Annotated in this window: 22 protein-coding genes and 2 pseudogenes; 9 read left to right on the forward strand and 15 right to left on the reverse strand. The window is 64.5% G+C overall.

What is annotated here, in order from left to right:
- Positions 1-591: 591 nt before the first annotated feature.
- The 9 genes and pseudogenes from LXB15_RS06755 to LXB15_RS06795 all read right to left on the reverse strand — a co-directional run bounded on the left by LXB15_RS06755 (position 592) and on the right by LXB15_RS06795 (position 13,892).
- Complete coding sequence (locus LXB15_RS06755) at positions 592-798, reverse strand: heavy-metal-associated domain-containing protein (RefSeq protein WP_233951885.1); 207 nt, start codon at positions 796-798, stop codon at positions 592-594.
- A 1,014-nt stretch (positions 799-1,812) separates the two neighbouring features.
- Positions 1,813-3,162, reverse strand: a pseudogene (locus LXB15_RS06760) (cation:proton antiporter).
- Positions 3,163-3,297: 135 nt separating this feature from the next.
- On the reverse strand, positions 3,298-5,733 hold the full coding sequence (locus LXB15_RS06765) for a hypothetical protein (protein ID WP_233951887.1): 2,436 nt from the start codon (positions 5,731-5,733) through the stop codon (positions 3,298-3,300).
- Positions 5,734-5,780: 47 nt separating this feature from the next.
- Complete coding sequence (locus LXB15_RS06770; RefSeq protein WP_233951888.1) at positions 5,781-6,311, reverse strand: PadR family transcriptional regulator; 531 nt, start codon at positions 6,309-6,311, stop codon at positions 5,781-5,783.
- Between the two features lie 15 nt (positions 6,312-6,326).
- Positions 6,327-6,566 carry a hypothetical protein gene (locus tag LXB15_RS06775; protein ID WP_233951889.1) on the reverse strand — a complete coding sequence of 80 codons (240 nt, stop codon included), beginning with the start codon at positions 6,564-6,566 and terminating at the stop codon, positions 6,327-6,329.
- Positions 6,567-6,604: 38 nt separating this feature from the next.
- Entirely contained in the window at positions 6,605-8,269 is a 1,665-nt protein-coding gene (locus tag LXB15_RS06780) for a hypothetical protein (RefSeq protein WP_233951890.1), read from the reverse strand.
- A gap of 36 nt (positions 8,270-8,305) precedes the next feature.
- Positions 8,306-11,344: a UPF0182 family protein gene (locus LXB15_RS06785; RefSeq protein ID WP_233951891.1), complete on the reverse strand. Its 3,039-nt coding sequence runs from the start codon at positions 11,342-11,344 to the stop codon at positions 8,306-8,308.
- On the reverse strand, positions 11,341-12,690 hold the full coding sequence (locus LXB15_RS06790; RefSeq protein WP_233951892.1) for a DUF2254 domain-containing protein: 1,350 nt from the start codon (positions 12,688-12,690) through the stop codon (positions 11,341-11,343). Before LXB15_RS06790 ends, LXB15_RS06785 begins: the two co-directional genes overlap by 4 nt.
- Positions 12,687-13,892, reverse strand: a complete 1,206-nt coding sequence (locus LXB15_RS06795) for a potassium channel family protein (protein ID WP_233951893.1) — start codon at positions 13,890-13,892, stop codon at positions 12,687-12,689. Before LXB15_RS06795 ends, LXB15_RS06790 begins: the two co-directional genes overlap by 4 nt.
- A 254-nt stretch (positions 13,893-14,146) precedes the next feature.
- Here LXB15_RS06795 and LXB15_RS06800 point away from each other — a divergent pair, with 254 nt between their 5' ends.
- The 5 genes from LXB15_RS06800 to LXB15_RS06820 all read left to right on the forward strand — a co-directional run bounded on the left by LXB15_RS06800 (position 14,147) and on the right by LXB15_RS06820 (position 17,893).
- Entirely contained in the window at positions 14,147-14,347 is a 201-nt protein-coding gene (locus LXB15_RS06800) for a hypothetical protein (RefSeq protein ID WP_233951894.1), read from the forward strand.
- Positions 14,348-15,054: 707 nt separating this feature from the next.
- The gene (locus LXB15_RS06805) at positions 15,055-15,402 is read left to right on the forward strand and encodes a hypothetical protein (protein WP_233951895.1); all 348 of its coding nucleotides are present in this window, start codon (positions 15,055-15,057) and stop codon (positions 15,400-15,402) included.
- 108 nt (positions 15,403-15,510) lie between these two features.
- Positions 15,511-16,992 carry an AAA family ATPase gene (locus LXB15_RS06810; protein ID WP_233951896.1) on the forward strand — a complete coding sequence of 494 codons (1,482 nt, stop codon included), beginning with the start codon at positions 15,511-15,513 and terminating at the stop codon, positions 16,990-16,992.
- Positions 16,993-17,010: 18 nt separating this feature from the next.
- Positions 17,011-17,196: a hypothetical protein gene (locus tag LXB15_RS06815; protein ID WP_233951898.1), complete on the forward strand. Its 186-nt coding sequence runs from the start codon at positions 17,011-17,013 to the stop codon at positions 17,194-17,196.
- A 22-nt stretch (positions 17,197-17,218) separates the two neighbouring features.
- Complete coding sequence (locus tag LXB15_RS06820) at positions 17,219-17,893, forward strand: metallophosphoesterase (RefSeq protein ID WP_233951900.1); 675 nt, start codon at positions 17,219-17,221, stop codon at positions 17,891-17,893.
- Between the two features lie 53 nt (positions 17,894-17,946).
- Here the strand turns inward: LXB15_RS06820 and LXB15_RS06825 are convergent, their stop codons facing one another.
- The 3 genes from LXB15_RS06825 to LXB15_RS06835 form a co-directional block, all read right to left on the reverse strand.
- On the reverse strand, positions 17,947-18,147 hold the full coding sequence (locus tag LXB15_RS06825) for a hypothetical protein (protein WP_233951902.1): 201 nt from the start codon (positions 18,145-18,147) through the stop codon (positions 17,947-17,949).
- Positions 18,148-18,250: 103 nt separating this feature from the next.
- Positions 18,251-18,649, reverse strand: a complete 399-nt coding sequence (locus tag LXB15_RS06830) for a hypothetical protein (protein ID WP_233951904.1) — start codon at positions 18,647-18,649, stop codon at positions 18,251-18,253.
- 109 nt (positions 18,650-18,758) lie between these two features.
- Complete coding sequence (locus tag LXB15_RS06835) at positions 18,759-19,241, reverse strand: hypothetical protein (protein ID WP_233951906.1); 483 nt, start codon at positions 19,239-19,241, stop codon at positions 18,759-18,761.
- A 42-nt stretch (positions 19,242-19,283) separates the two neighbouring features.
- On the opposite strand from LXB15_RS06835, the gene LXB15_RS06840 reads away from it, so the two are divergent.
- The 4 genes from LXB15_RS06840 to LXB15_RS06855 all read left to right on the forward strand — a co-directional run bounded on the left by LXB15_RS06840 (position 19,284) and on the right by LXB15_RS06855 (position 20,617).
- Positions 19,284-19,889, forward strand: coding sequence for a hypothetical protein (locus LXB15_RS06840; RefSeq protein ID WP_233951908.1), 606 nt, complete (start codon positions 19,284-19,286; stop codon positions 19,887-19,889).
- A complete protein-coding gene (locus LXB15_RS06845) occupies positions 19,886-20,158 on the forward strand; it encodes a helix-turn-helix transcriptional regulator (protein ID WP_233951910.1) in 273 nt (90 codons plus the stop codon). The genes LXB15_RS06840 and LXB15_RS06845 overlap by 4 nt, the downstream gene beginning before the upstream one ends.
- Positions 20,155-20,391, forward strand: coding sequence for a helix-turn-helix transcriptional regulator (locus LXB15_RS06850; protein WP_233951912.1), 237 nt, complete (start codon positions 20,155-20,157; stop codon positions 20,389-20,391). Before LXB15_RS06845 ends, LXB15_RS06850 begins: the two co-directional genes overlap by 4 nt.
- A 61-nt stretch (positions 20,392-20,452) precedes the next feature.
- Positions 20,453-20,617: a hypothetical protein gene (locus LXB15_RS06855; RefSeq protein ID WP_233951914.1), complete on the forward strand. Its 165-nt coding sequence runs from the start codon at positions 20,453-20,455 to the stop codon at positions 20,615-20,617.
- A gap of 119 nt (positions 20,618-20,736) precedes the next feature.
- Here LXB15_RS06855 and LXB15_RS06860 read toward each other — a convergent pair whose 3' ends face one another.
- The 3 genes and pseudogenes from LXB15_RS06860 to LXB15_RS06870 all read right to left on the reverse strand — a co-directional run.
- Positions 20,737-21,003, reverse strand: a complete 267-nt coding sequence (locus LXB15_RS06860; RefSeq protein ID WP_233951916.1) for a hypothetical protein — start codon at positions 21,001-21,003, stop codon at positions 20,737-20,739.
- 44 nt (positions 21,004-21,047) lie between these two features.
- The gene (locus LXB15_RS06865) at positions 21,048-21,452 is read right to left on the reverse strand and encodes a dATP/dGTP diphosphohydrolase domain-containing protein (RefSeq protein ID WP_233953307.1); all 405 of its coding nucleotides are present in this window, start codon (positions 21,450-21,452) and stop codon (positions 21,048-21,050) included.
- Positions 21,418-21,688, reverse strand: a pseudogene (locus LXB15_RS06870) (IS21 family transposase); the annotation flags it as partial. The gene LXB15_RS06865 and the pseudogene LXB15_RS06870, both read right to left, overlap by 35 nt.
- Position 21,689 lies beyond the last annotated feature (1 nt).

The following is a 21,689-nucleotide window of genomic DNA, read 5'->3' on the forward strand; positions in this document are numbered from 1 at the left end:
CCGTCGGCCGCTCTTGCGGCAACATCAGGGTGTAGTGGTGGGCAACGCCTAAGGCAGCGACGAGCGCAAAGCCGAGCAAAGCGCCGTGGTTCTCTCCTCGTGAGCAGGGGTGCCGTTCGCCTGGCTGCGTAGGCGACAGCCGAAAGATCAGCCGGGCCACGGCGTCCGGACCGGCACCCAGATCGTCGAGACGATCATCATCCGGTTCTCCGTCAAAGAGGCAAAGCCAAGTCGCACCCTGCTCGAACCGCCGACGCATACGCACGGCGAAGCCTCGTCGTTCGAGCAGATCCTTCGACCTACGTTCGCAGGGGCAGAGATGCTTCGGCATCACCGCCCGGTAGGGCGTTGAGCTTCTACCGCTTCCGGCCAGAATCGTGTCGCATTCTTTCGGGTGTTCTGCGGGGGCCATCGCTCTGCCTCGCACCGGCAGCAGTCGCTGTAGCCCACGCACAGTTCTGCTCGAATTCCGGCGCTATCCGCGTTTATGGAGTTATCCTGCTTCCTCTTTTCGCGACAGGCGAAGCGCGATCGCGAGCCTCGCATCAGCGGACGCCGCGCCCGGCCGTTGCCATAGCGTCCAGGATGCAGCTAGTCGCTCACTCGCTGCACCGGATATCCAGCACCGTTCAGGATGAAAGCGACGACCTGCGGATCGGCGAAATCCGCGACCCTGACCTCGCGAACGTCAACGTCTATATAGACCTCCGTATCCTCGCCAAAGTGCTGCTTTAATGCTCTGGTGACGGTCCGCCCGCAGCCTCCGCAGTGCATTCCCTTGACTTCGTAGGTTCGCATGATTGTCCTCCTCCTGGACGGCAAGACTGTCGGAGGGCCGGAAATTGCCGACCTGCGTCTTCAGATAGGGAACGGGAGAAAATTTCTATGTCGCAAAAGCCGAACGTAGCCGACGCTCAGTCCGGTAATGTCGAGAAGGAGTTTGACCCGGACAAACCGATCGACACGGCAGCCGATCCGGAGAACGCAAACCCTCCCTTTGCGTCTCGAACCCCTGACGCGCCCCCTCCGGGACCTCCGGAGCGCCTGGAGGGCTCGGGCGGTGAGAGGTGAGGGCGCCCCGCGAAGTTGGACCGGGCTCCCCAAGCCAACGGCGGAACGGTTATAGCTACCACATGCGATGAAACTGCTCCGTGCAGGTTGCATCGGGTCAACCCGCACACCCGAAGTAGCCGCGGTAGCCAACCGTCGAGGCTTACGGGACCCAGGTGGTCCGCCGTTCGCTACGGCATCGGCGTCTGGCCGGAAGATTTGCCCGGTCTGGCCGCGCAAAGCTGCAGTGCAAGCGCGAGTGGCCGCGATGGAAGCCGCCGAAGCAGGTGGTCGCACGGCAGCCTGGCGCCGTTTTCCATCGCCAATGGCGGTCTGGATCCCGGTCTCAAGCATCACCCTCCTGGCGCCCAGACCCTCCACATTCTCCAGATTGGATGGGACACGCTCTATCGCCTGCACGGGGCGCATCAGGGGTTATGGTTGATCGGCAAGGGCAAGGCGGTTCTCACCAGGCTGCATTCGCCTGCTCAACCAGGACGTCATGGACCTGTGCGAGTGCGTTCCCGATGGCACGTCGATCAGAGTGATCCAGGACGCCTGTCCAGGTGGCGGTGTGAGGTGCCACGATTGGCTGCGAAGCGCAGCGGCGAGGTCGACCTTGCCTCGTAACCGCCACCGCCGGTTCCCCGGCCTTTAGCCGCGCAGTCCCTCGGATGCAGTCGGGAGGGGGACCTAGCCAACGCCATCGTGTCACCTTCGGCTGGAAAAGCTCGACCCCGGAGGGTTCGGGTAGAGGGCATGTCACCGCTCGGCGACTTTGGGCGGTCTCTCCGACGCTTCGTCGTTTCCTTTCGTCAGCCTGTCGGCGAGCGGTGTCGCCGAGATGCCGTGGGCAAAGGCAGATGCAACGATCACCAAGGTTGCCACCGGCCAGAGACTTGTGAGGGAGGTCTCCTCCTGCGCCAGCATCGCGTAGTAGATCGATGCCACGCCGATCGGCCCAAACCAACCCACGAACAGGGCTTCGCGCCGGTTGCGGATGGCGCGAATTCGGGAGTTCAGAAGCAGCCACCATGGAATGCGTCGAAACACGAGAATGGCGACCGCGAAGAGAAGGCCGGACCAGCCCGTCTGCGCCCATCCAGTCCATGGCAGGGCGACGCCCAAGAGGATGAAGACCGGGAGATTGAAGAACCGGCCTATCGCCTCCTGCGCGTGTTCGTGCCGTGTCTCGCGCCTGGAGACGTAGCGGTTGAGCATGAGCCCGGCGGCGAAGACGGCGAGGATGCCATCGCTGCCGACCAGCTTCACGGCGGCAAGCACGGTAATGGTTAGCGCGAGCCCGATGGTGACGGTCTAGTGGCTTTCTGAATACGGCTGATCGTAGGCCCAGACCAGGAGGCGGCCGGCAAGCCAGCCCGCCGCAAGCCCCATCACGACAGCCGCCAGAATTTCCCACAACAGCACGAATGTCAGCCAATGCTCCACTGCACCGCCCGCACTGCGGGTGAGAAGCAGGATTGGCAGCATGACGGCCAGCATTCCGAGGCCGTCATTGGCGCCGCTCTCGACCGTCAGCAGGTTCCTCAGGCGTCCCGGTATGTTCTCCTCGGCGGTCTTGCCCGTGACGACCGATCCTGCGAGCACAGGATCGGTCGGGGCGAGGATGGCGCCGATGAGGAGGGCGGGCAGCCATGACCATCCGAGGATCAGCACGGCGATTGCCGCGCCTGTCAGCCACATCAGCGGCAACCCGATGCCGAGAGAGATCGCGACGTCGCGCCAATGCCGTCGGGCGAAGCGGGTAGGGAGCCGCAGCGCGGCGCCCATGACCGCCATGCCCAGCGTCAGCCGCGCCACTTCCTTCATCAGAAGCGACTGATCGACGCCGAGTTGGGACGGATCAACCAGATCCAGAAGGCCCGGCCCGATGGCCGCTCCCAGCAGGAGGCAGAGGGCCGGCTCGCTGATCCAGAGGCGGTTCTTGATGTAGCCGGCAAGCAGGCCCAGCACCAGAACGGTGGCTCCGCCGATCGCCGGAGTTGCATTCAGAGCAGTCACGTCTGGAGGTTCTCCTATGGCGGCGAACAAGCATGCATGGTGCCCGGGATCCGGTGGCGGAACCAGTCTGCACAATCTCCGAGAAGCCACTCATCGACCACCGCTGGTGCGAGGAGGTTGGCGGGCACAAGGCGCGGAAAATCGACCAGTTGCCGCGCCGGCCGCTCAGGGTGGTGCGTCGGGTGCCCGGCGCGCGGTCTGTCCGCATCGGAACGGCGGCTGCGGTCAGCGGCCCTGAACGATCGTGTGGTCGCCCCCGCCGGGCGCCGGTCCGGTGAAATGCCGCTTCAGCCGATGTCCCGAGCCTTTCTGGGTGATCGTCACCGAATAGCCGTTGCCGGACAGCGTAACGTCGACGAGATTTCCGTCGCCATTCTGCGAGACTTTCAGCTTGAGGTTGTGGCCTTGCTGTTCGGTGCGGAGGCGATTGTCGGCGCCGTTCTGCTGGACGTTCAACGTCACGCCGTTGCCGCCTTCGGCCTTGGCTGTGGCGTCCGTGCGGTTGGCGGGGCCGGTCTGCTGGACCTTGGCCTTGATCGTGTCTCCCTTGCCCGACAGGCTGAGCTTCGCCGTCCCCGACTCCCCATCCTGAGCAATCGTGGCCGTCCGTCCGGTGCCCTCGCCGGCAATCGTGATCTCCGCGCGGTTTCCCGGTCCGCCGCCCTGGTCGATATCGGCCCCGTTGGTCGCCCGCTGCGGTGCAGGGTTCGCTTCCGTTATCCTGGCGACATTCCGTGAGCTCGTCTGATCGATGGAGCCCTTGTTGCCACCACTCGACTGGATGATGCGCGCCTCGTTATCCGATGCACTGCTGCCGGTGGAGGTCTGCGCCATGCCGCTGGCCCCGCCGCCCGACTGTTCGACGACCCCGACGTTTCGCTCGCCATCTTGCGAGATCGACGCCTCCAGGGCGCTGCCGGACTGGCTGACATCGCCCCGATTGTCAGCGCCCGGCTGGGTGATCGAGGCCTTGTGGCCGGTGCCACCGTCGTTTCCGTCCTGCGTGATGCGCGCCTCGTTGTGCTCGCGCGACTGATCGATATCCGCCGTGTTCAGGCCGCGGGCGCCGGCCTGCCGGATTTGGGCCTGGTTTCGCGAGGTTTCGGTCGACGACTGGTCGATAGCGGCGTTGTTGGTGCTGCCGTCGCCATCCTGCTCGATATCGGCGGCGTTCCGGCTGCCGTTCTGGTCCACATCGCTCTTGTGGCCGCCCGTGCCTGACTGCTTGACCTCGACACGGTTGCGGTTGCCGGCCTGGGCGACGTTGCCGAGCTGCGCAGCCCCGGATTGGCGCAGGTCGACGCTGTTGCGCGTGCCTGGCTGGGCGAGGGTCGCTGTGTGGCCGGTGCCGCCTTCGCTCCGGGACTGGCGTGCCTTCGCATCGTTATTGTCGCCGCCCTGATCGATGTCGATACTGTCCGTGCCGGACGCCGCGTCGATCTGCTGGATGGCTGTCGCGCTGTTGCCCTTGCTGGCATCGGTCGACTGGTCGATCGCGCCGACGCTGCGGCCGCCTTTCCCGGACTGCTCGACCGTGGCGCTCTGGTTGGCACCTGTCTGGTCAACATCAGCCTTGTTGCCGCCGCCCATGCCGTTCTGGCGCACCGTGGCCGCAAGGCCGGAGGAGCTTGCTCCCTCCTGACCGATCTGCGCGTTGTTCGCCGCGCCTGCACCGGACTGGTCGATATCGGCGCTGCCGGCGGTGCCCTTCTGGGTGATCGACGCGACATTTCCTTCGCCGGACTTGGATTCGTCCTCCTGCCGGACCAGAGCCTGGTGGCCGCGGCCTGCCTGGGTGACGGACGCCTTGTGCGAGCCGCCTGGTCCACCCTGGTGGATGCGCGTGCGGTGATCGCTTCCGCTCACGTCGACGTCGACCGTGCCCGGTTCGGAACCGGACTGCGTCACCTCGCCGAAGCGCCCAGCGCCGGCCTTGGCCACGTAGGATGCCTTGTGGCCGCTGCCGGTCTGGCCGATGCGGCCGATGTCTTCCCGGCCATGCGACAGGGTGATCTCGGCCTTCAGCGCGTCGCCGTTTTGGACGACCTGGCTCTCGTTACCCTCGCCCTGAAGCGTATGGGTCTGTTCGTTGCCGCTATCGGAGCCCGAGTTTCCCGGTGATCCTCCCGAGGATCCGTGGCCGGGCGTCGCCGTTGCGCCGAAAGTCGCCGTCGCGCTGCCGCTCTCGAAGGAGAAGGAACGGTTGCCCGTGCCGTTCTGTTCGATCGTGACGCTGCTCGCATCGCCCGCCTGCTGTACCGCTGCAACGCTATCCTTCGACCTGTAGCCACTCTGGCCCTGCAGGATCCGCACGGTGGACCCGTCCGCGCCGTCGTCGGGACCAGCCTGGCGGATCGCTGCGGCATTGGCATCGCCGAACTGCTCGATGACAGACGTGGAACTGGCGCCGTGCTGGTAGATGCCGGCGTCGGCGGGCGCGACATTCAGCGTCGTTCCGTCGAAGAAGGTCATGCCGGCGGCGCCATTCAAATCGCCGTCGGCACGGTTGTCGCTCCCGGTCTGATCGATCGTCGCGGTGCTTGTTCGGCGGGTCTCCTCGTCGGCCTGGATGATGCGGACCTGATTGCCCTCTGCCGCCGCACAGGAGACCGCGAAGGCGGCGAGAGTGCCGCAGAGCCAGAAACTGGTTTTGCTGGACATGGTGGTCTTTCCCTTCCGGTTGGAGGTGACTGGAGACGGGCTGGGTCTCATGGCGCGCGGTGGCGCTGCGGGTCGGGCACCGCGTTCATCGGCAGGTCGACTTCGTTCTTCCAGAACTCGAGGCAGGTCTCCTCGAAGCGGCGGCCGAGGCGCATCGTCTTCTGCGTCGATTCCCACTCGCCATTCCCGTTGGCGAGGAGCCCTTCGATCCGCTGGTACTGCTCGAGGCGCTCTTCGTGGCGCTGGCGCTGCTGTCGGGCGAGTGAGACGACGTCAGCAGGGCCGACGATGCCGGCGAAGTAGAGCCGGACCATCCCGGGGTCGTTCATCGGTTCGCGCAGCCACGTGCGAAGCGCGGCCTCGCCGGCGGGCGTGACCGTATAGGACTTGCGCGGCCGGCCATAAGAACGCTCCTCCTGCTCGTAGAGAAGCCCGGCTGCGGCGAGCCGGGACAGCTCGGAGAAGAAGGGATCGCGTTCCTGGTCGACGTCGCTGTCGGAATCGTGACGGCGAAAGGCGGCGACGAGATAGATGATCAGGAGCAGGATGAAGGCGACGATGAGAATGATGACGAGCATGGCTTGAATCTCCTGTCAGAGGGCGGGCACGGACGGGGTTAGCCGGCGAAGCGCCGCTGCCTGCTGCGGCGCAGGCGTCTCGCGGGCACTGAGCGACGGGGCGGAGAAAGTTGTTTCAAACCACGGCATGAATAGGCCGATCGCGATCCAGCCGAAGAGAAGCGACAGGAACAGCAGGGCTATGAACAGACGCCGCTTGATCTTGAAGCGGGTGTGCTTGTCGCGAGAACGCCTTTTCCGGAAGTAGTCGAGCATCGTGCTGTCCTTCCTGCCGTGCTTGCATGTGACGCCGGCTACCGCGTCTCGTCATCTGCGGCTTTGTTCAGCGCCCCGCCGTACGCGTCCTTGGTCTCGGCTCCGCTCTCCCCTGACGTCTCCGCAGGATCGGCGTCCTCCGCGTTATCGGCACGGTCGGTCCCGGACGCCTCGGCGTTGTCGTCGGCCTCCCGGTCCGGCTGGTTATTTTCCTGCCGTTCGGACTCGTCCGGCGTTTTGGGCTCGTCGCTCTCTGAATCGCCGCGCTTGTCGGAAGGCTCGGCCTGCTGGCCGTTCTGACTTCCGTCGTCGGATCGGTCGGCTTCCGGCGTCTCCGTCTCATCGGCATGGTCGGTGTCGGACGCCTCGGCGTCGTCGTCGGCCTCCCGGTCCGGCTGGTCACTTTCCTGCGGCGGCGAATCGTCAGGCGCGTCGGGCTCGTCGCTCTCTGAATCGCCGCGCTTGTCGGAAGGCTCGGCCTGCTGGCCGTTCTGACTTCCGTCGTCGGATCGGTCGGCTTCCGGCGTCTCCGTCTCATCGGCACGGTCGGTGTCAGACGCTTCGGCGTCGTCATCCGTCTCCCAGTCCGACTGGTCACGTTCCTGGCGTTCGGATTCGTCCGGCGTTCCCGGCTCGTCGCTCTCTGAATTGCCGTGCTTGTCGGAAGGCTCGGCCTGCTCGCCGTTCGGACCGTCGTCGGATCGGTCGGCTTCCGGCGTCTCTGTCTCATCGGCATGGTCGGTGTCGGACGCCTCGGCGTCGTCGTCCGCCTCCCGGTCCGGCTGGTCGCGTTCCTGGCGTTCGGATTCGTCCGGCGTTCCCGGCTCGTCGCTCTCTGAATTGCCGTGCTTGTCGGAAGGCTCGGCCTGCTCGCCGTTCGGACCTCCGTCGTCGGATCGGTCGGCTTCCGGCGTCTCCGTCTCATCGGCACGGTCGGTCCCGGATGCCTCGGCGTCGTCGTCCGCCTCCCGGTCCGGCTGGTCGCGTTCCTGGCGTTCGGATTCGTCCGGGGCTTTGCCCTTGCCATCGCCTGAGGCGTCGCGGGATTCAGACGCTTCCGGCTGTTCGCCATCCCCGCCTTCGTCATCGGATGCGTCGTCCCCCGGCATCTCGGCGCGATCAGCGGCCGCGGCGGTCTCTGCCCGCTCGGCATCGGAGGCTTCCTCGTCCCCCTCGTTGGCCGGATGGGCTCGCGTCCGCTGCCGGGGTTCGTCCCGTTCGCCCTCGCTCTCCACGCTCTTCCAGAAGTCGAGGCAGCGCCGCTCGAACCGCACGCCGACGCGGGCGGCCGCGAGCGCGTAACGCCATTCCGGCCGGTTCACGAGCAGAAGCTCAAGCCGTTCGTATTCGGCAAGGCGGGAGCGATGTAGGGCGAAGCGCCGCGTGACGATCCGGCCGCGATCGAACGGCGCGACGAGCCCGCTGAAATGATGCTCCAGAAAACCCGGATCGTTCGAGGGCTCGCGCAGCCATGCGCGCAGTCCCGCCTCTCCGGCCGGCGTCACCGTATAGGTGTGCCGTTCACGCTGCTCGCGGTCCGTCTGTGAGTAGAGGAGGCCGGCCGACACCAGCGCATCGGGCTCCGCGTAGAAGGGCTGGCGATCCTGATCGAAGTAGTTGTTGGCATCGTATCGGCGCATTGCCGCGAGGAGCACGGTGACGATCAGGATCAGGAGGGCGACGACGAGGATGAGGGTCAGCATGAGGTTGTCCTTTCTCGGCGGGGGCGGCGGCGACCGCTAGGGTGTGTCCATCGGGATGTCGGTCCGGTCGCCAACGACGGGATCGCCTGCGCCGGCAGTCTGGCCGCCGACGGTAATGGACAGCCGGTCCGGGCCTGCGCCCTCGATCGTGAGGGTGCTCCTGACGGGTGTCTCGTGCGGCTCCTGGCCAAAGGCAGCGGCTATCGCCGCTTCGAGCGTGTCGCGCATCACCACCCTGTCGCCGAAGACCACCACGATCTTCTTCATCTCGGGGATGCTGGAGAGCTGCGCGCCGAGAAGGTGGGAGACGGAGGACTTGTCGGCCTGGACGAAGAGTGGCTCGACATAGAGGAGCGCGTCGGCGACGGGCAGGGCGATCAGCCGCCCGCGCGAAACGCGAGAGCCCGACTGCATGCGGAGCGTCATCCAGGCCGAGATGCGGGCGTCTTGGTCGATCCGGGCCTGCGCCTGGGCCGGGCCGAGGATGGTCCGCGTCGGCGGGAAGGCATAGGAGACGAGGCGGCCGTAATTGGCGCCGTCGCTCAGGCCGACGAGGTATCCGCTCAGTAGGTTGCGTCCGGCGGGGCTGAAGGGCTGGACGATGGCGAACTGGGTCGTTTCCTCGCCGGGAAAGCGGGCCATCAGCCAATACGGCCGCAGGTTCTCGCGACGCTGCTCGTATTCCGGCTCCTTACGCTCGCGTCGGAGCGAGATGAACGCGGCATCGGGCGGTATCCGCCAAGCCGCTTCCTTCGTATAGAAGATTTCCGGCGTCTCCATGTGATAGTCGGACCACATCGCCGACTGGATCCGGAAGAGATCCTGCGGGTAGCGGAAGTGCGCACGCAGGGCCGGGCTGGCCTCAGCCTCCGGCACGAATACCCCCGGAAAGGCGCGCTGCCACGCCTGCAGCACCTTGTCGTCGGGCCCGACCACGTAAAGCGTGACAGAGCCGTCATAGGCGTCGAGCACCGCCTTGACGCTGCCGCGGATGTAGTTCGCCGTGCCGGTGAGACCCGCCGCGCTGCTCGTGAACTCGTCGATGATGACCGAGACGGCGTCCTGCTTCGGCTGCGTGACCTGGCTCAGGTCGGAGAGATTCACCCGCCGCGAATAGGGCATCATGTCCGAGACGGTGTAGGCGTCGACGATCCACTTGATGCGTCCGTCGACAGCGACCGGGTAGGGATTGCGGTCGAGTTCGAGAAAGGGCGCAACGCGTTCGATGCGCTCGCGGATACGGCGGTGGAACTGGACCCTGGTGTTGTCGTCGACGAGCCAGGTGAGGGCGAACCGCACGTCCCAGAAACGGATGGCGAAAACCAACCGCTTGACGATGTCGTCAATCAGCACGCCACCTTTCCCGCCATAGTCGGTGACCGCAAATCCGATAGCTGCCGGGCGACACGCATCGCTAGCTTCTGTCGACGCTGCGCCTGCCTCGTCGGCCGTCGCGCCCCTCCCGCCCGAGCGGGTTTGCTCTTTAGGGCAGTCCCTTTCCTTGCTGGCTGGCGGCGGATTCTCCCCAGGACGAGGAGCGCCGGACGGCTGTGCGTGGCTCGAAGCATCGATCGGTCGGTCGAGTTCGATCGCGTCGGAAGCCACGAACGCGTAGGACGACGAGGCCTCGCCGTAGTAGATTCGCGGATTTTCCGCATTGATCGCGGATGCGCCTTTCGTCGGCAGGTCACGCGTCAGGAACACCGGCATGCCGGCCTCGGTGGCCTGCGTGCCGGATGCCGCCACGAGCCCATGGCCGTGGGTGTAGATCATGCGCTGGTTCTCCCAGCGATGGGCGCTTTCCGCCAGATGCCTGGTCTTCACCTCGCGCGCGCCGACGAGAACCAGCGTCTCCTTGCCGTCAATGCGATAACGGTCGACGTCGACGTCCTCGAAGTCGAAATAGGTTCGCAGCGCCTGCAACTCGCGGAAGTTGATGATCATCGTGTCGGGGTCCCACAACCGGATCTGCTCCAGCGCGGGCCGATAGGCTGCGAGTTCCGCGGCCGTCAGCCCGGCGTCGCCGGGAGTCTGACGCCGCTCGACCTTGTCGAGGTCGAAACCGTAACGCGTGAATGCGAGATGGTCCTCGATGAACGGGTATTCGCGTTCGAGCTCCTGCGGCTCGACCACGAGGAACTGGTAGGCGTTCGGGTAGAAGCGGGCGATCGACAGGCCGATCAGGAACAGCCAGACGAGCGCCAGGGTGGGGATGATCCAGCCGGGCCGGCGGATATTGACCTGAAAGAGGAAGAAGCCGGTGACCACCGCCGTGGCCACGAATTTGTAGGCGACGAGGCTGGCATTGGAGTCGGTGAAGCCGAGGCCGGTGATGACACCACGTTCAGAATAGCTGAGGAGGTGCAATTCCAGGATCATGCCCCAGCCGATGACGACCATGAGGGCAAGCATCAATGCGGAGATATGCAGGTTGACCCGGAAGGGGATCTTGGAACCGGGCGCCTGCGGTCGGATGCCGCCGAAGAGATAGCTCGTCAAGACGGTGAGGACGAGTGTCACGAGGATGCCGATGAACGTCCATCGCTGCACCAGCGTGTAGAAGGCGAGCCGGAACATGAAGTAGCTGAGATCGCGCTCGAACTGGGGGTCGTTGCGACCCCAGTGGTCGCCATGCCACCACAGAAGGAAGGTGTCCCAGTGGACGAAGGTCTGGAGCGCGATGATCAGCCCGCACAGGAGGCCGATCGTGGTGATGAGCGGCCTCGCAAAGGGAGCGGAGGCCCGCCGCCACCAGTCGACCCGGGTTTCGTCGGCCGAGATCACGCGGTCGAGCGGCGCGAGTTTGCGGGCGAGGTTCATGTTGACGATGACGAAGACGGCCATCGTCGCGAAGGGGGCGGCCGCCATGCCGAGCTGGACAATGACCACCGTGATCAGGACGTCTAGATAGCCAATGGCGTCGTACCAGAGCACTTCCGTGTAGGCCCAGACCGAGAAGAGCAGGAGGAGGAGTCCTGCGACGATGACGATCACCGTCAGCAGGACGTGGCCGGTGAGCTGCCCGACAACGAAGAAGATGAAGGCGCGGATGGCGATCCAGGTGCGCATCGTCATGGCGATCTCGGCTTTCTGCCCGCCAGCGCTCGTTCCACCTCTTCAACGGCGGCATCAATGCGTTCGGCATCGACGGCCTGCTGGGCCCCCTCGCCATAGGCGCTGTGTACGCGCTCCAGCTGTTCGCACAGTGCCTTGTGATGCTCGTGTGTCCGGGCCGCGCGGGCGAGGTCCGTCAAGAGACTACAAAGGCAAAGGGCGATGGAGGTATCGTCCGGGGCTGCCTGGCGGATCGGCGTGATCACGCTGTCGAGGAAATCGGTAAAGTTCGGCTGCGGCACGATCACCCGCAGCCGGTCGTCCTCGTCGAAGAAGAAGCGGTCGCCGAGCTGGAAGCCCGTCAGCTTGACGAGCAGGATGCCGAGCGAGTGCAGCGCGTTGCAGGCGGTGGTTGGATCGTTGATTGCGGGCGAGAGGGCGCGCAGGGCGATGTCGACGAGCTGTACGAACCCGAACTCGACGTCGTCTTTGAGGGTGCGATCGCCGCTAAGCTGAATCGCGACCGAGAGTTCGTCGCGCACCTCGTCTGCCGGTGAGGCGCGAGACGTCCTCTCCTCGGTCCAGACCCAGCCGATCGCGGTTCCTGCAGTGACGTGCTGGCCGAGCTTCTTGACGAGGCGGAGGACGAGTCTGCGGCTGCGCGCGAACTGGACCAGGTCATTGCCGTCGATGCGCCGGACGATGCCGGACTCCTCGACCAGGACCGGCACTGCGTGCTCCGGGATCGCGGCGTCCGCCTCGCCCTTCTCCTCGTTTTCCTCATTGTCTTCGCCCAGCGTCTCGAAAGTCCGTCCGATCGCCTTGCTGGTCTTTCGCTCGATGTAGGCAAGGATGCTCTCGACCCGGATCGACTGGACTACGTGGTGGATGAACAGGATCAGGGCCAAGACGCAGCACAGGATCAGGAGAAAGGCGAAGGTGACCGCAAGGTTCGGAACGAACTCCTTGCCGGTCCGGATCACTCGGACGATCGCCAGGCTGTAGACGAAGGTGAAGATGAACGTGCCGATGATTAGCTGGGTGCCGCGACTGCGCAGGAACTGGCCCGGCAGGCGCGGAGAATACTGCGAACTGGCCAGTTGCAGGACAACCATCGAGATCGAGAAGACGAATGTCGCAACCGTCAGCGAGGTGGTGGCGATGGTGCCCACCAGGTCACGGGCGCCGACCGGGCTCCCGGTGCTGAGGAACATGCTCACGGCGTTGGGCACAGTGATTTTCGCGTCGACCAGCGTCTTCGCCGCGACCAGCGCCAAGCCCGCAGCTGCCACCGGCACCAGCCAGACCGCGTTGGCGAGCGATAAGCTGAGCCGGGCTGCCAGGGTCTTGAACTGCAAGCGGCTCATGGCCGCAACTCTCGCACTCGCTCGAGCTGCTGCGGCCTGTCCTTCGGACCGCGCGCGATGACCGAGACGACGGTGGAGGAACGGCCAGGCCGGAAGCGTTCGGAATAGCCGAGGTCTGCCCGGATGGAGCGTTCGAAGTCGTGCAGCGGGACCACGAAGGCTAACCAGCCGCGATACTCGCGATAGGCATCTTCGGCACGATCGGACCTTTCGAGGTTCAGGAGATCGCGTACGGCGGCCCGCTCCTCAAGAAAACGCTCGACCCAGGCATCAGGTGCGTAGAGCCTTCCGTGGAACGCTGCGGCGAACATGTCCGCTTCGACCGGGCGAGCGATAGTGCGGGTGCGGATCGGAACGTAGCGGTGGGCGAGGTCCTGGGTCAGGTCCAGCAGCGCGACCTGGAGCGCGAGAAGCTCCGGGCTGCGGGCGACGGGATGTCCTGCCGGCAGGTGCCAGAGTAGCCCGGCCGTCACTTCCCTGAGTGCCGCCAAGGTCTGCGGCAGGCCGCGCCGGCGTTCGGAGGGGCGGAAATAATAGACGATCGGATAGCGCCGCAGCCCCTCGTGCAGCGCCGCCGTCCCGTCATGAAGCGTGTCCAGCCAGCCAGATAGCGTTTCCCCACTGCCCCGGGAAAGGAAGACCCCGGCAGCCGAAAATGGACGGCGGGCGTCGGGCATGCGGTGCTGCATGCCCGTAACGAAGCGCCCGTGGGCCGCGACCGCGTCCTGGACACTGAGATAATAGGTCACCGTCAGGGTTATCAGGATGCTGCCGAGGATCGCCTCCAGCGCCACGACGACGGAATAGGGCATGTTGGACGGGCTGATCTCGACGAAGCCGATGGTCGACAAGGTCACGAAGGAAAGCCGGAAGGCGTTGGCGATGTCCGTCCCGGATCGTCCGAGCGCGAACTGATCCTGCGGTTCGAGCCCTCCGAAATAGACGAGGGCGAAGCCGGTCACGAGCCCGCCCGTCCATAGCGCGATCATCATCGGGATCATCAGCGGAGCGCCGAGGGTCAGCATCTGATGTGCGCTCGCCGGCGGCAGCAATCGGGACAGGTGCCTCCAGAGCCACCAGAACCAGCGATAGGCCCAAACCGAGAAAAGGCTGCGGCCGTTGGCGTCGAGCACGGTCAGAAATGCGTCGAGCAATATGGACGCGATCAGCAGCACCCCGACGAGCAAGATCAGCACGCGCACCTCCTCAAGATTGCCGGTTCATTGCTGAAGCCGAGCAATCTGATCGTGCGTGATAGGTATTAAGTAATGTAGTATATTATGGTTAATATTTTATTAATGATTAAATAAAGCCATATCATTTAGGATGTCTTATGCAATTTATACATTGATACTTACTGAGCGCCGGCAATGTTGATGGCGACAGGGAGTGGAAATGGATCTTCGGAAACGGCTGACGCGCAGCGCGTGCGGATTGCGGGCCTGCAAAGTCCGCGATGAACTCCACCGTTCGGCAAGTTCTGAGCGGCCGGGCCGCTGACCACCTCGAAACCGGCTTGTTCGATCCCGCGCGCCTGACGCTGCTGATGGAGCAGCTTCTGGATCGCCGTGAGGAATGGCCTGATCAGTGGCGTGGCCGCGTCGCCGAGATGCGCACGCGCGCCACCAAGCCGAGACGAAGCTCATCGGCTCTATGAGGCCATCGACAACGGGATGCTGGCCCCGGATGATTCGTCCCTGAAAGATCGGGTCGCCGAACTCTCCTGGATCAGGCCAGAGCCGAAGCCGAGCGGATCAGCGCGTCGCTGATCCTGGATTTCGGAATTTTTGGATGAAGGCCCGGAGCCGCCTCAAATGAACCTCCTCGCGGGTGCCCCATCCAGGGACCCCGGCGCCTCCAGTCAGCACGTCGGCCCCGACCTGTGACAACCGTCAGCCGTGCCTCGCCTCTCGGCCGGCGCCGTGCTCACCTCGCGGACGAACTTTTACAGCCAGACGAACACGATCTGCGGATCCGCACGCCGCCTACTCCGACCAAGGCATCAAGTTAGCGACCGCCACTGGAAGAACGGCGTCACTCACGTCGCCACTGCTGTCGCGGGCGCATCCACGCTCGACAGCGTGGTTCGACAAAACGCCAGCGACATCAGGTGGTCGAATGGTGGGCGCGACAGGGATCGAACCTGTGACCCCCTCGGTGTGAACGAGGGCGCTCCTTGGCGCTTTCCTTGGTTTGCAGGGGGTAGAGGTGCCCCGCGATGATCCTGTGTTCTCGCCCTGTCCCGCTGTTTCCGTCGTCATCGGTCGTCGTAGAACGGATGTTCTCCTGAGACTTCAGGTTCACACAGCGCTGGTGCATCATCCTCCCGGCGATCGCTACGCCCGGGCAGAGGAGGCCCCACCCATGACTGACGACGACCAATCCCCGAAGCCCGACTTCGTGCCCTACGACGCGAACGCCGTGATCGACACGGTGAAAGCCGTCTTCCCCAGATCCACGGCAGAGCTACTCCAGCAGTCCACTGGCATCCCCATGCGCTCGATCACTCGCTGGATCAAAGGCGAAGCACGGATGCCGCCGCGACTGATCGCGAAGCTCGAGACGCAGCGCCGGCTGCGGGCCGAGTTCGTCGCGGAGATCCGGGATCTCTACGACGAGATGCAAGCCGAGGGACTCACCCGCCAGGCCGCCCGGTCGGCGCTTCTCGAGATCGCGAATTCCCCTGAGTTTGAGGAAATCGACGAGATCTGAGGGATCCTCGGGAAAGTGTGAAGCCGGCATTAACGCGGGCCTGCTACTAACGAGACACACGGCGGAACACAGGCAGTGAGGCCTACCGTCAAGCCATGGAGCGCTCTCATGAGCAAGAAGCCGGTCGGTCGCCGACTCATCCCCGAAGACAGCGAGTTTTTCGGAGGCGAGACGTACGACAGCTCGAGCCGTCCGGTCACGGAAGTCGCGCTCTTTCTCGCGAACCCCGATCTCCCCACGATCGAGGGGCGGCAGGGATCGCGCCGGCTGCTCGTCTATCGCAACGTCGAGGGCTGGTCCGAGCCGGGGCAGACCGCATCGGCGCACTTCTTCTCAAGCTCGCCGGTCATGTACCGCGGTACCCGCCCGCCCGCGGCAGAGATCCTGGAGGCGCTCGGGCGGCGCAACGTGCTGTACATCCTCGATCCGGGCGAGCGGATGCCCGCCGTGGCCGAGTATCTGGCGTACGCCACGATCGACGCGAATCGGGTGACTTCGGAGCATCTGCAGACGGCGATCCGGATGCGCTACAACGAGCCTCGCTTCACCTGGCCGGCTGGATGGTCAGTCCGGGACTTCAAGTGCCTGCACCTCGACGCTGCCGCTGAACAAGCGCAGACCGGACAGGCGTTTCTCGAGATCCTGGGCACGATCAAGCGCGAGATCGACAACGAGGCGGCGGGTGATCTCCAGGTCGACCAGGCAGAGGCAGCCGCCGCTGCGGAGTCGGAGGGTACGGGTCCCACCGTCCGCGTCCTGACTTCGAATGGGAAGCCGACGGACGCGACGAAGCGGATGTGGTCTGTCTGCGCTGGCATCGTCGACGTCGACCTACCGCTCCGGACTGCACCCCGCGACCCGACCCGCAATCTTATCGAGGAGTGGCCGCATGCCGCGGATGTCGTCTGTCGCCTGCTGGCGAATGTGCACCGCGGCCAGGTGATCAAGCTTCGTCCCACCATCCTCGTCGGTGCGCCCGGCACCGGGAAGACGTCACTGTTGCAAGCGATCGCGAGCCGCCTCGACGTGCCCAGTATCGTCTTCCCGTGTGCGACGAGCGGCGACAATTCGTTCGGGGGCACGCCCGCTCGCTGGCACACGTCGCAGATCTCGACGCCTGGCGAAGCGATTCGACAGCATGCGGTGGCGAATCCGGTGATCATCCTGGACGAGCTGGAGAAGTCCGGTCGCCACTCCGATAACGGTAGCCTCGTCGACGCGCTGCTGCCGATGCTCGAAGCTCATACAGCTCGGGCGTACTATGAGGCGTCCCTGGACGCTGTGTTCGACCTTTCGCACGTGTCGTTCGTCGCCACGGCAAACAGCCTGTCGATCCCGGCGCCACTGCGTGATCGCTTCGACGTCATCCAGATGCCGGACCCCGGTCCCGAGCACATCGGTCCGCTCGCGAAGCGGATCGTCGACAACATCAGGCGGAAGCGCGGCTTACAGGAAGGCATGCTGCCGCCCCTGGACCCAGACGAAGAAGAGCTGATCAAGCAGGTCTGGAACTCGGGATCGCTGCGGCGGCTCACGCGGATCGTCGAGGCGCTCGTCGACAATCGCGACAGGATGCAAGCGCACCACTAAAGGCGATGGAGGCCTAACATGCTGATCGTGATCCCGAAGCACCTGCAAGACCGCCTGAGGAAGATCGAAGAAGTCGAGGGCATCCCGCCAAACGACTTCGTTGCCCAAGCGCTGGAGGTCTGGACGCTGACAGATGACGAGATGCGTAAAAGCATCGGCATCTCCGTAATGCGTTGGAAGATCCAGTCGCTGCGGCGAGACTGAACCCCGGCGATGGAGGCCGACGATGATTTACTACACAGCGGACACCCACTTCGGGCACACGTCTATCCTAGGGATGTGCAAGCGTCCTTTTCGGACGATCCACGCTATGGATCGGGCGCTGATCGAGCGTTGGAACGAGTGCGTGAAGCCTGACGACACGGTGTATCACCTTGGAGATTTCGCGTTCGGACCGGTCTCTGAAGGGCGCAAGTACTTCGACCTGTTGAACGGCAAGAAGCACCTCATCGTCGGCAACCATGATCGCCCGGGGATCAGGGATTGGCCGTGGGAGTCCGTGTCCGAAATGCTGATGCTCGACGACGCAGGGAAGCGCATCTTCCTGTGCCATTATCCGCTCGCGGAGTGGCCGTCGTCTTACCGCGGCGTCCACCACTTCTTCGGCCATGTGCACGGCAGGCGCAGCGTTCCCGGTGCGGTCGATGTTGGCGTCGACCTCTGGGGGTACGCGCCCGTCACCGCCGACGCGGCGATCGCTGCGATCGCGGTGGGCGAGGAGAGGGCGCGGAAGCGTTCGATCTTCGACTTCGGGAGCGAGCTTGTCCGCCAGGTCGCCGAGCGTGCGGACAGCTGGCTGGAGACCTGGGAGCGGGAGCACCTGGCGAACGCGATCGACGAGGCCGCGATGTATGCGATCGACGACATTGCCCGGCAGCGGGTCGACCAGTCCGGGGGCTGATCCCTATTACGCAGGATTTCGGGTTTCCGCGATTCCTGCGTAATAGCCCGCCTTCACCCGTGCCCGCCGGTTGCGCCTGAGCCGCCTTCGTAGTCGCAGCGGACCGCCTCGCGCAGCCGAACGACGACGTGCTCTGCGATCGCCTTCCTCGCTTCGTCGTAGTCCTGCCACTCGACCCTCGGCCGCTTGATGCCGATCCGTGCCCGTAGGTCCGGCGGGATCTCTTCGAGGGCGAGGAGGATGAGGGTCCGCATTTGTCTGTCCGTGATGTCCGCCGTGGGGGGCAGGGCGCCGAGGGGACGGGTGGGACGGCTGCGTTTGAACATAGAGAAGCCTCCGAGTCGGGAAACTCGGAGGCTAATGCTTGTTCATGGTTTGATCTAGGGGAACGTGGAGGAAACGAGCTGCCGGATGAGGCGTCGACTTTTTCACGCCGGAGATCCGCATCCTGCGTCGACTGGACCGTGCCGTGTGAATACGCTCGTCGAGGGCGATCTCCATCGTGGCTGCACGGGTAGCGAGACCTACGACGACGGGGCGGAGGTGCTCTGGGTCAAGACCATCGAGAAGGTCGTACGGGTCAGGTGTGGTCATGTTGGTGGTCGTTCGGAAGGGGACGGCGCCGAGCGGCCTGCCGGCGCGGGCGCGCTCGAGGGAAGCCACTGGATTGCACAGCGCGCCCCGCTCCCGGAGAGCCGCCGCGACGGCGGCGCGCTTGCTGGCGGGGATGTCGTAGTCGGCGAGGATGTAGTCCACGAAGTCCGCCTCGTCGGAGGGCGTCATCGCGCCGGAGAAGAGGCTGCTGTCAGTGAGGATGTCGATCGCCTCGGCGACGGTGGCGGACTCGGCGGGGTCAGGGTCTGGGTCATCGTGTGTTCCTTTCGGTGGAGTTCTTCTGTTCGTCTCGTTCGTTGATCTCTTTCAAAGCCGCGATCAGAATGTCGACGCGGTCCATCGTCGAGACCTCCACCTTGTAGTGTCCTTCCTTCTCGATCCACCGGGCCGACGGGATCGCGTCCCGGATGGGACGCATGCTGACGTAGCCGGAGATGTAGATAGAGCACCCCGTCGCGAGGTATTCGATCCGGACCGCCAGACGCGGGCACGCCCCTTTGATCTCGTTGGCGCGCTTCCCGAGAGCGGTGATGAAGTCGCCACTCGATTTGTGACCGTCGGTCCGCAGTTCGTCGAGCTGCGACTGGTACTGCGTCGATATCGACCAGACGCGCTCCTCGGAAACCCATTTCGCGCCGGGGATCGCTTTGACGCGGGCGACGAGATCCGGGTCGTAGGGGAACGAGATCATGATGCGAGTTCTGTCCCGGCTCGGGTGAATGGTGATGGACATCTGTTTCTCCTTTCGTTGCGCTTATCGAGCGATGCGTCCGACGTGCCGCCACTTCGCGTTGAGTTCGTCGTTCCGCTCGGCGAAGTCGACGATGAAGACCTCGCCGTTCTCGTCCTTGTCGCGCACCGCGAGGAAGCCCATCCGCCGGGCGAGTTGGGCGCGGATGCGCTGCATGTTCCAAGAGTTATCGGCGTCCTCGTCGACGAAGGTCTCCTCGTTGCCCCGCAGGATGTCCCAAACGTCGAACTCGCGGCGGCTCTCGCCTTCCCACTCGCGCTCGTCCTGAAGCCGGTCTCAGTCCCGGGCGAAGAGCTTGCGGATCTCGCGCTCTGCGATCTCGTCCGGCTCCAGCGCGTCTGCGCCGATCCAGGTGAACTCGGCGTCGGATTCGTCGAGGACGTAGACTTCGTGGGCCTCGGGGTTCGTCGTGTACGCACACTCGAGGATGCCATCCGGATCGTCGAGGCCCGGGCCTTCGACGAAGAACAGGCACTGATCGAAATAGCCGCGGGCATCGTCGGCGGTGACTTGGAGCTTGTGATCTGCGGAGAGGTGAATAAGAACCATCGGAATTACATTTTAATCAACGTTGCGATGGTTTATATATACGTCGCATTAAGAATTTCGACAACGGGAAAATCCACGTGATGATGATTTCTTGTGTGCCGACCGAGTCCGGGTTAACGGAGGCGATGGAGAACGAACCCTGGCAGAAGCGAGCGAAGCGGGCCGGCCTCTCGCAAAAGATGCTCGCGAAAATCCTTGGCGTGTCCGAGAATACGGTCAGCATGCAGCTGCGGGGTAAATGGCAGTCCGGGACGCCGCGCTACGTGAAGACGGTCATTATGGCCTGGGAGGCGTTGCCGATCGACGCGAAGGATCGCATCATCGAGGCGGCCGACGAGGACCTCGGATGAAAGACCGCCACTCACTCCCCGCCGGCGTCACCGACCGCCTTGCCGACGGGGCGACGATCTATCTCGCTCTGCGGCAGCATTTCGAGATGACGCTGGAGTTCGCGAGCGAGTACGCGGGCATCACCCCAGAACGGCTTTGGGAGATCGAAGGCGGCGTAGATCCGACGCCGGAAGAGCGAGAAGCGCTGGCGATCGCGTACGGCGTCGATGAAGACGTGCTCATAGATCATTAGGAACCGTCCTGCTGCCGGCTCGTTGCCCGTTAACCATAGCGGATGGGACGGGACGCACATCATGATCGCGAGAGACGCACTCGTCGGGCTTGAAGCCGGGCAGATCACCGAGGCCGAGGCGCTGGAGCAAGCGGGCGTCGACGACATCGACAGCCTCTATCAGAAGGGGGTCGAGGCCTGGCGGAGACTCCGCAGTGACCGACGGCCGGCGCACCCCGTCAAATAGCTGCGAGAAAGGCGGGTTCGGTAAGCGAACGATAACAAGATTTCGTTCTTTCCCACCCCCGGTGTCGGGCGGTTGTTACTGAAATCGCGAAACATGTACAAAGCCTGCGCCGCAGGGGTTCAGGCCTCCTTGGCGCCCGACGTGAGGTGCGCCCGCAGCGGCGCCGTCTGTTTGTCAAAGCGCTTCGCCTTTGTCAGGATTTCGAGGTCCTTGTCGATTCCATCAGTCCCCGACACTACGGCGGTCTCGCCTTTCCATGCGACGATAACGATGTTCGGATTGTGCTGCTGGACAACGCTGCCGCCTCGATCGAACGCGTCCTCCGGGTCGTCCTGGATCACCCGCTCCGATGTCGCCATCAGCCGGTAAACCTCGCTTTCGCTCATCGTCTCGCGGGCGAGGTCACTCCACGTTCCGTCACACTTCCCCATCAGGTCGCCGTTTTCCGTTCATGTCGCCCACGCCGGTTATCCAATATCCGCAGATGCACCGCATCGAGCGCATGCGGACGCTTCTGCACGCGATCGTCGATCAGTGTCCCGCACGCCCCGGCATGGAGTATGATCGACATGGTCGCCATCGTGTGGGCGGTATCCGGAAGGCCGCTGTCGTCAGCGCAGTTCTCGCCCTCCTTCAGCGCGAGTAGCTGCCTAACCGCCGCGTCTATGTAGTCGTACAGCTTGATGAGCGGCTCGCGTGAGTTGCGCCGCTTCCTCCACGGCCGGGATCGCGAGGAGGTCGAGGCGCTGCGCCATCGGCCGAATGTGTCTACCTCGAGCGGGATGCGGGGAGAGCCGCTCCCGCCCTTCCTGACGTAGTTCGATGCGATCGGCATAGGTGCGGATCGCGACCGGGCGCCCGACGGCGCAGGCGCCAACGGAGTAGCGATTTGTTGTCGAAGCGCACGAGACAGGTCTTCGATACAGAAGCCGGCACCGCATGGAAGCCGTCGAAGCGACCGCGATAGGAGACAAGCTTCGGCCGCTCGGCCTCGAACACCTCCCAGACCGTCTTGTCGCGGAACTCGGGATGACGATGGGCATTGGCGAAGGCAATCGTGCGGTCGAGCAGC

It is taken from the genome of Aurantimonas sp. HBX-1 (assembly GCF_021391535.1).
GTDB lineage: Bacteria > Pseudomonadota > Alphaproteobacteria > Rhizobiales > Rhizobiaceae > Aurantimonas.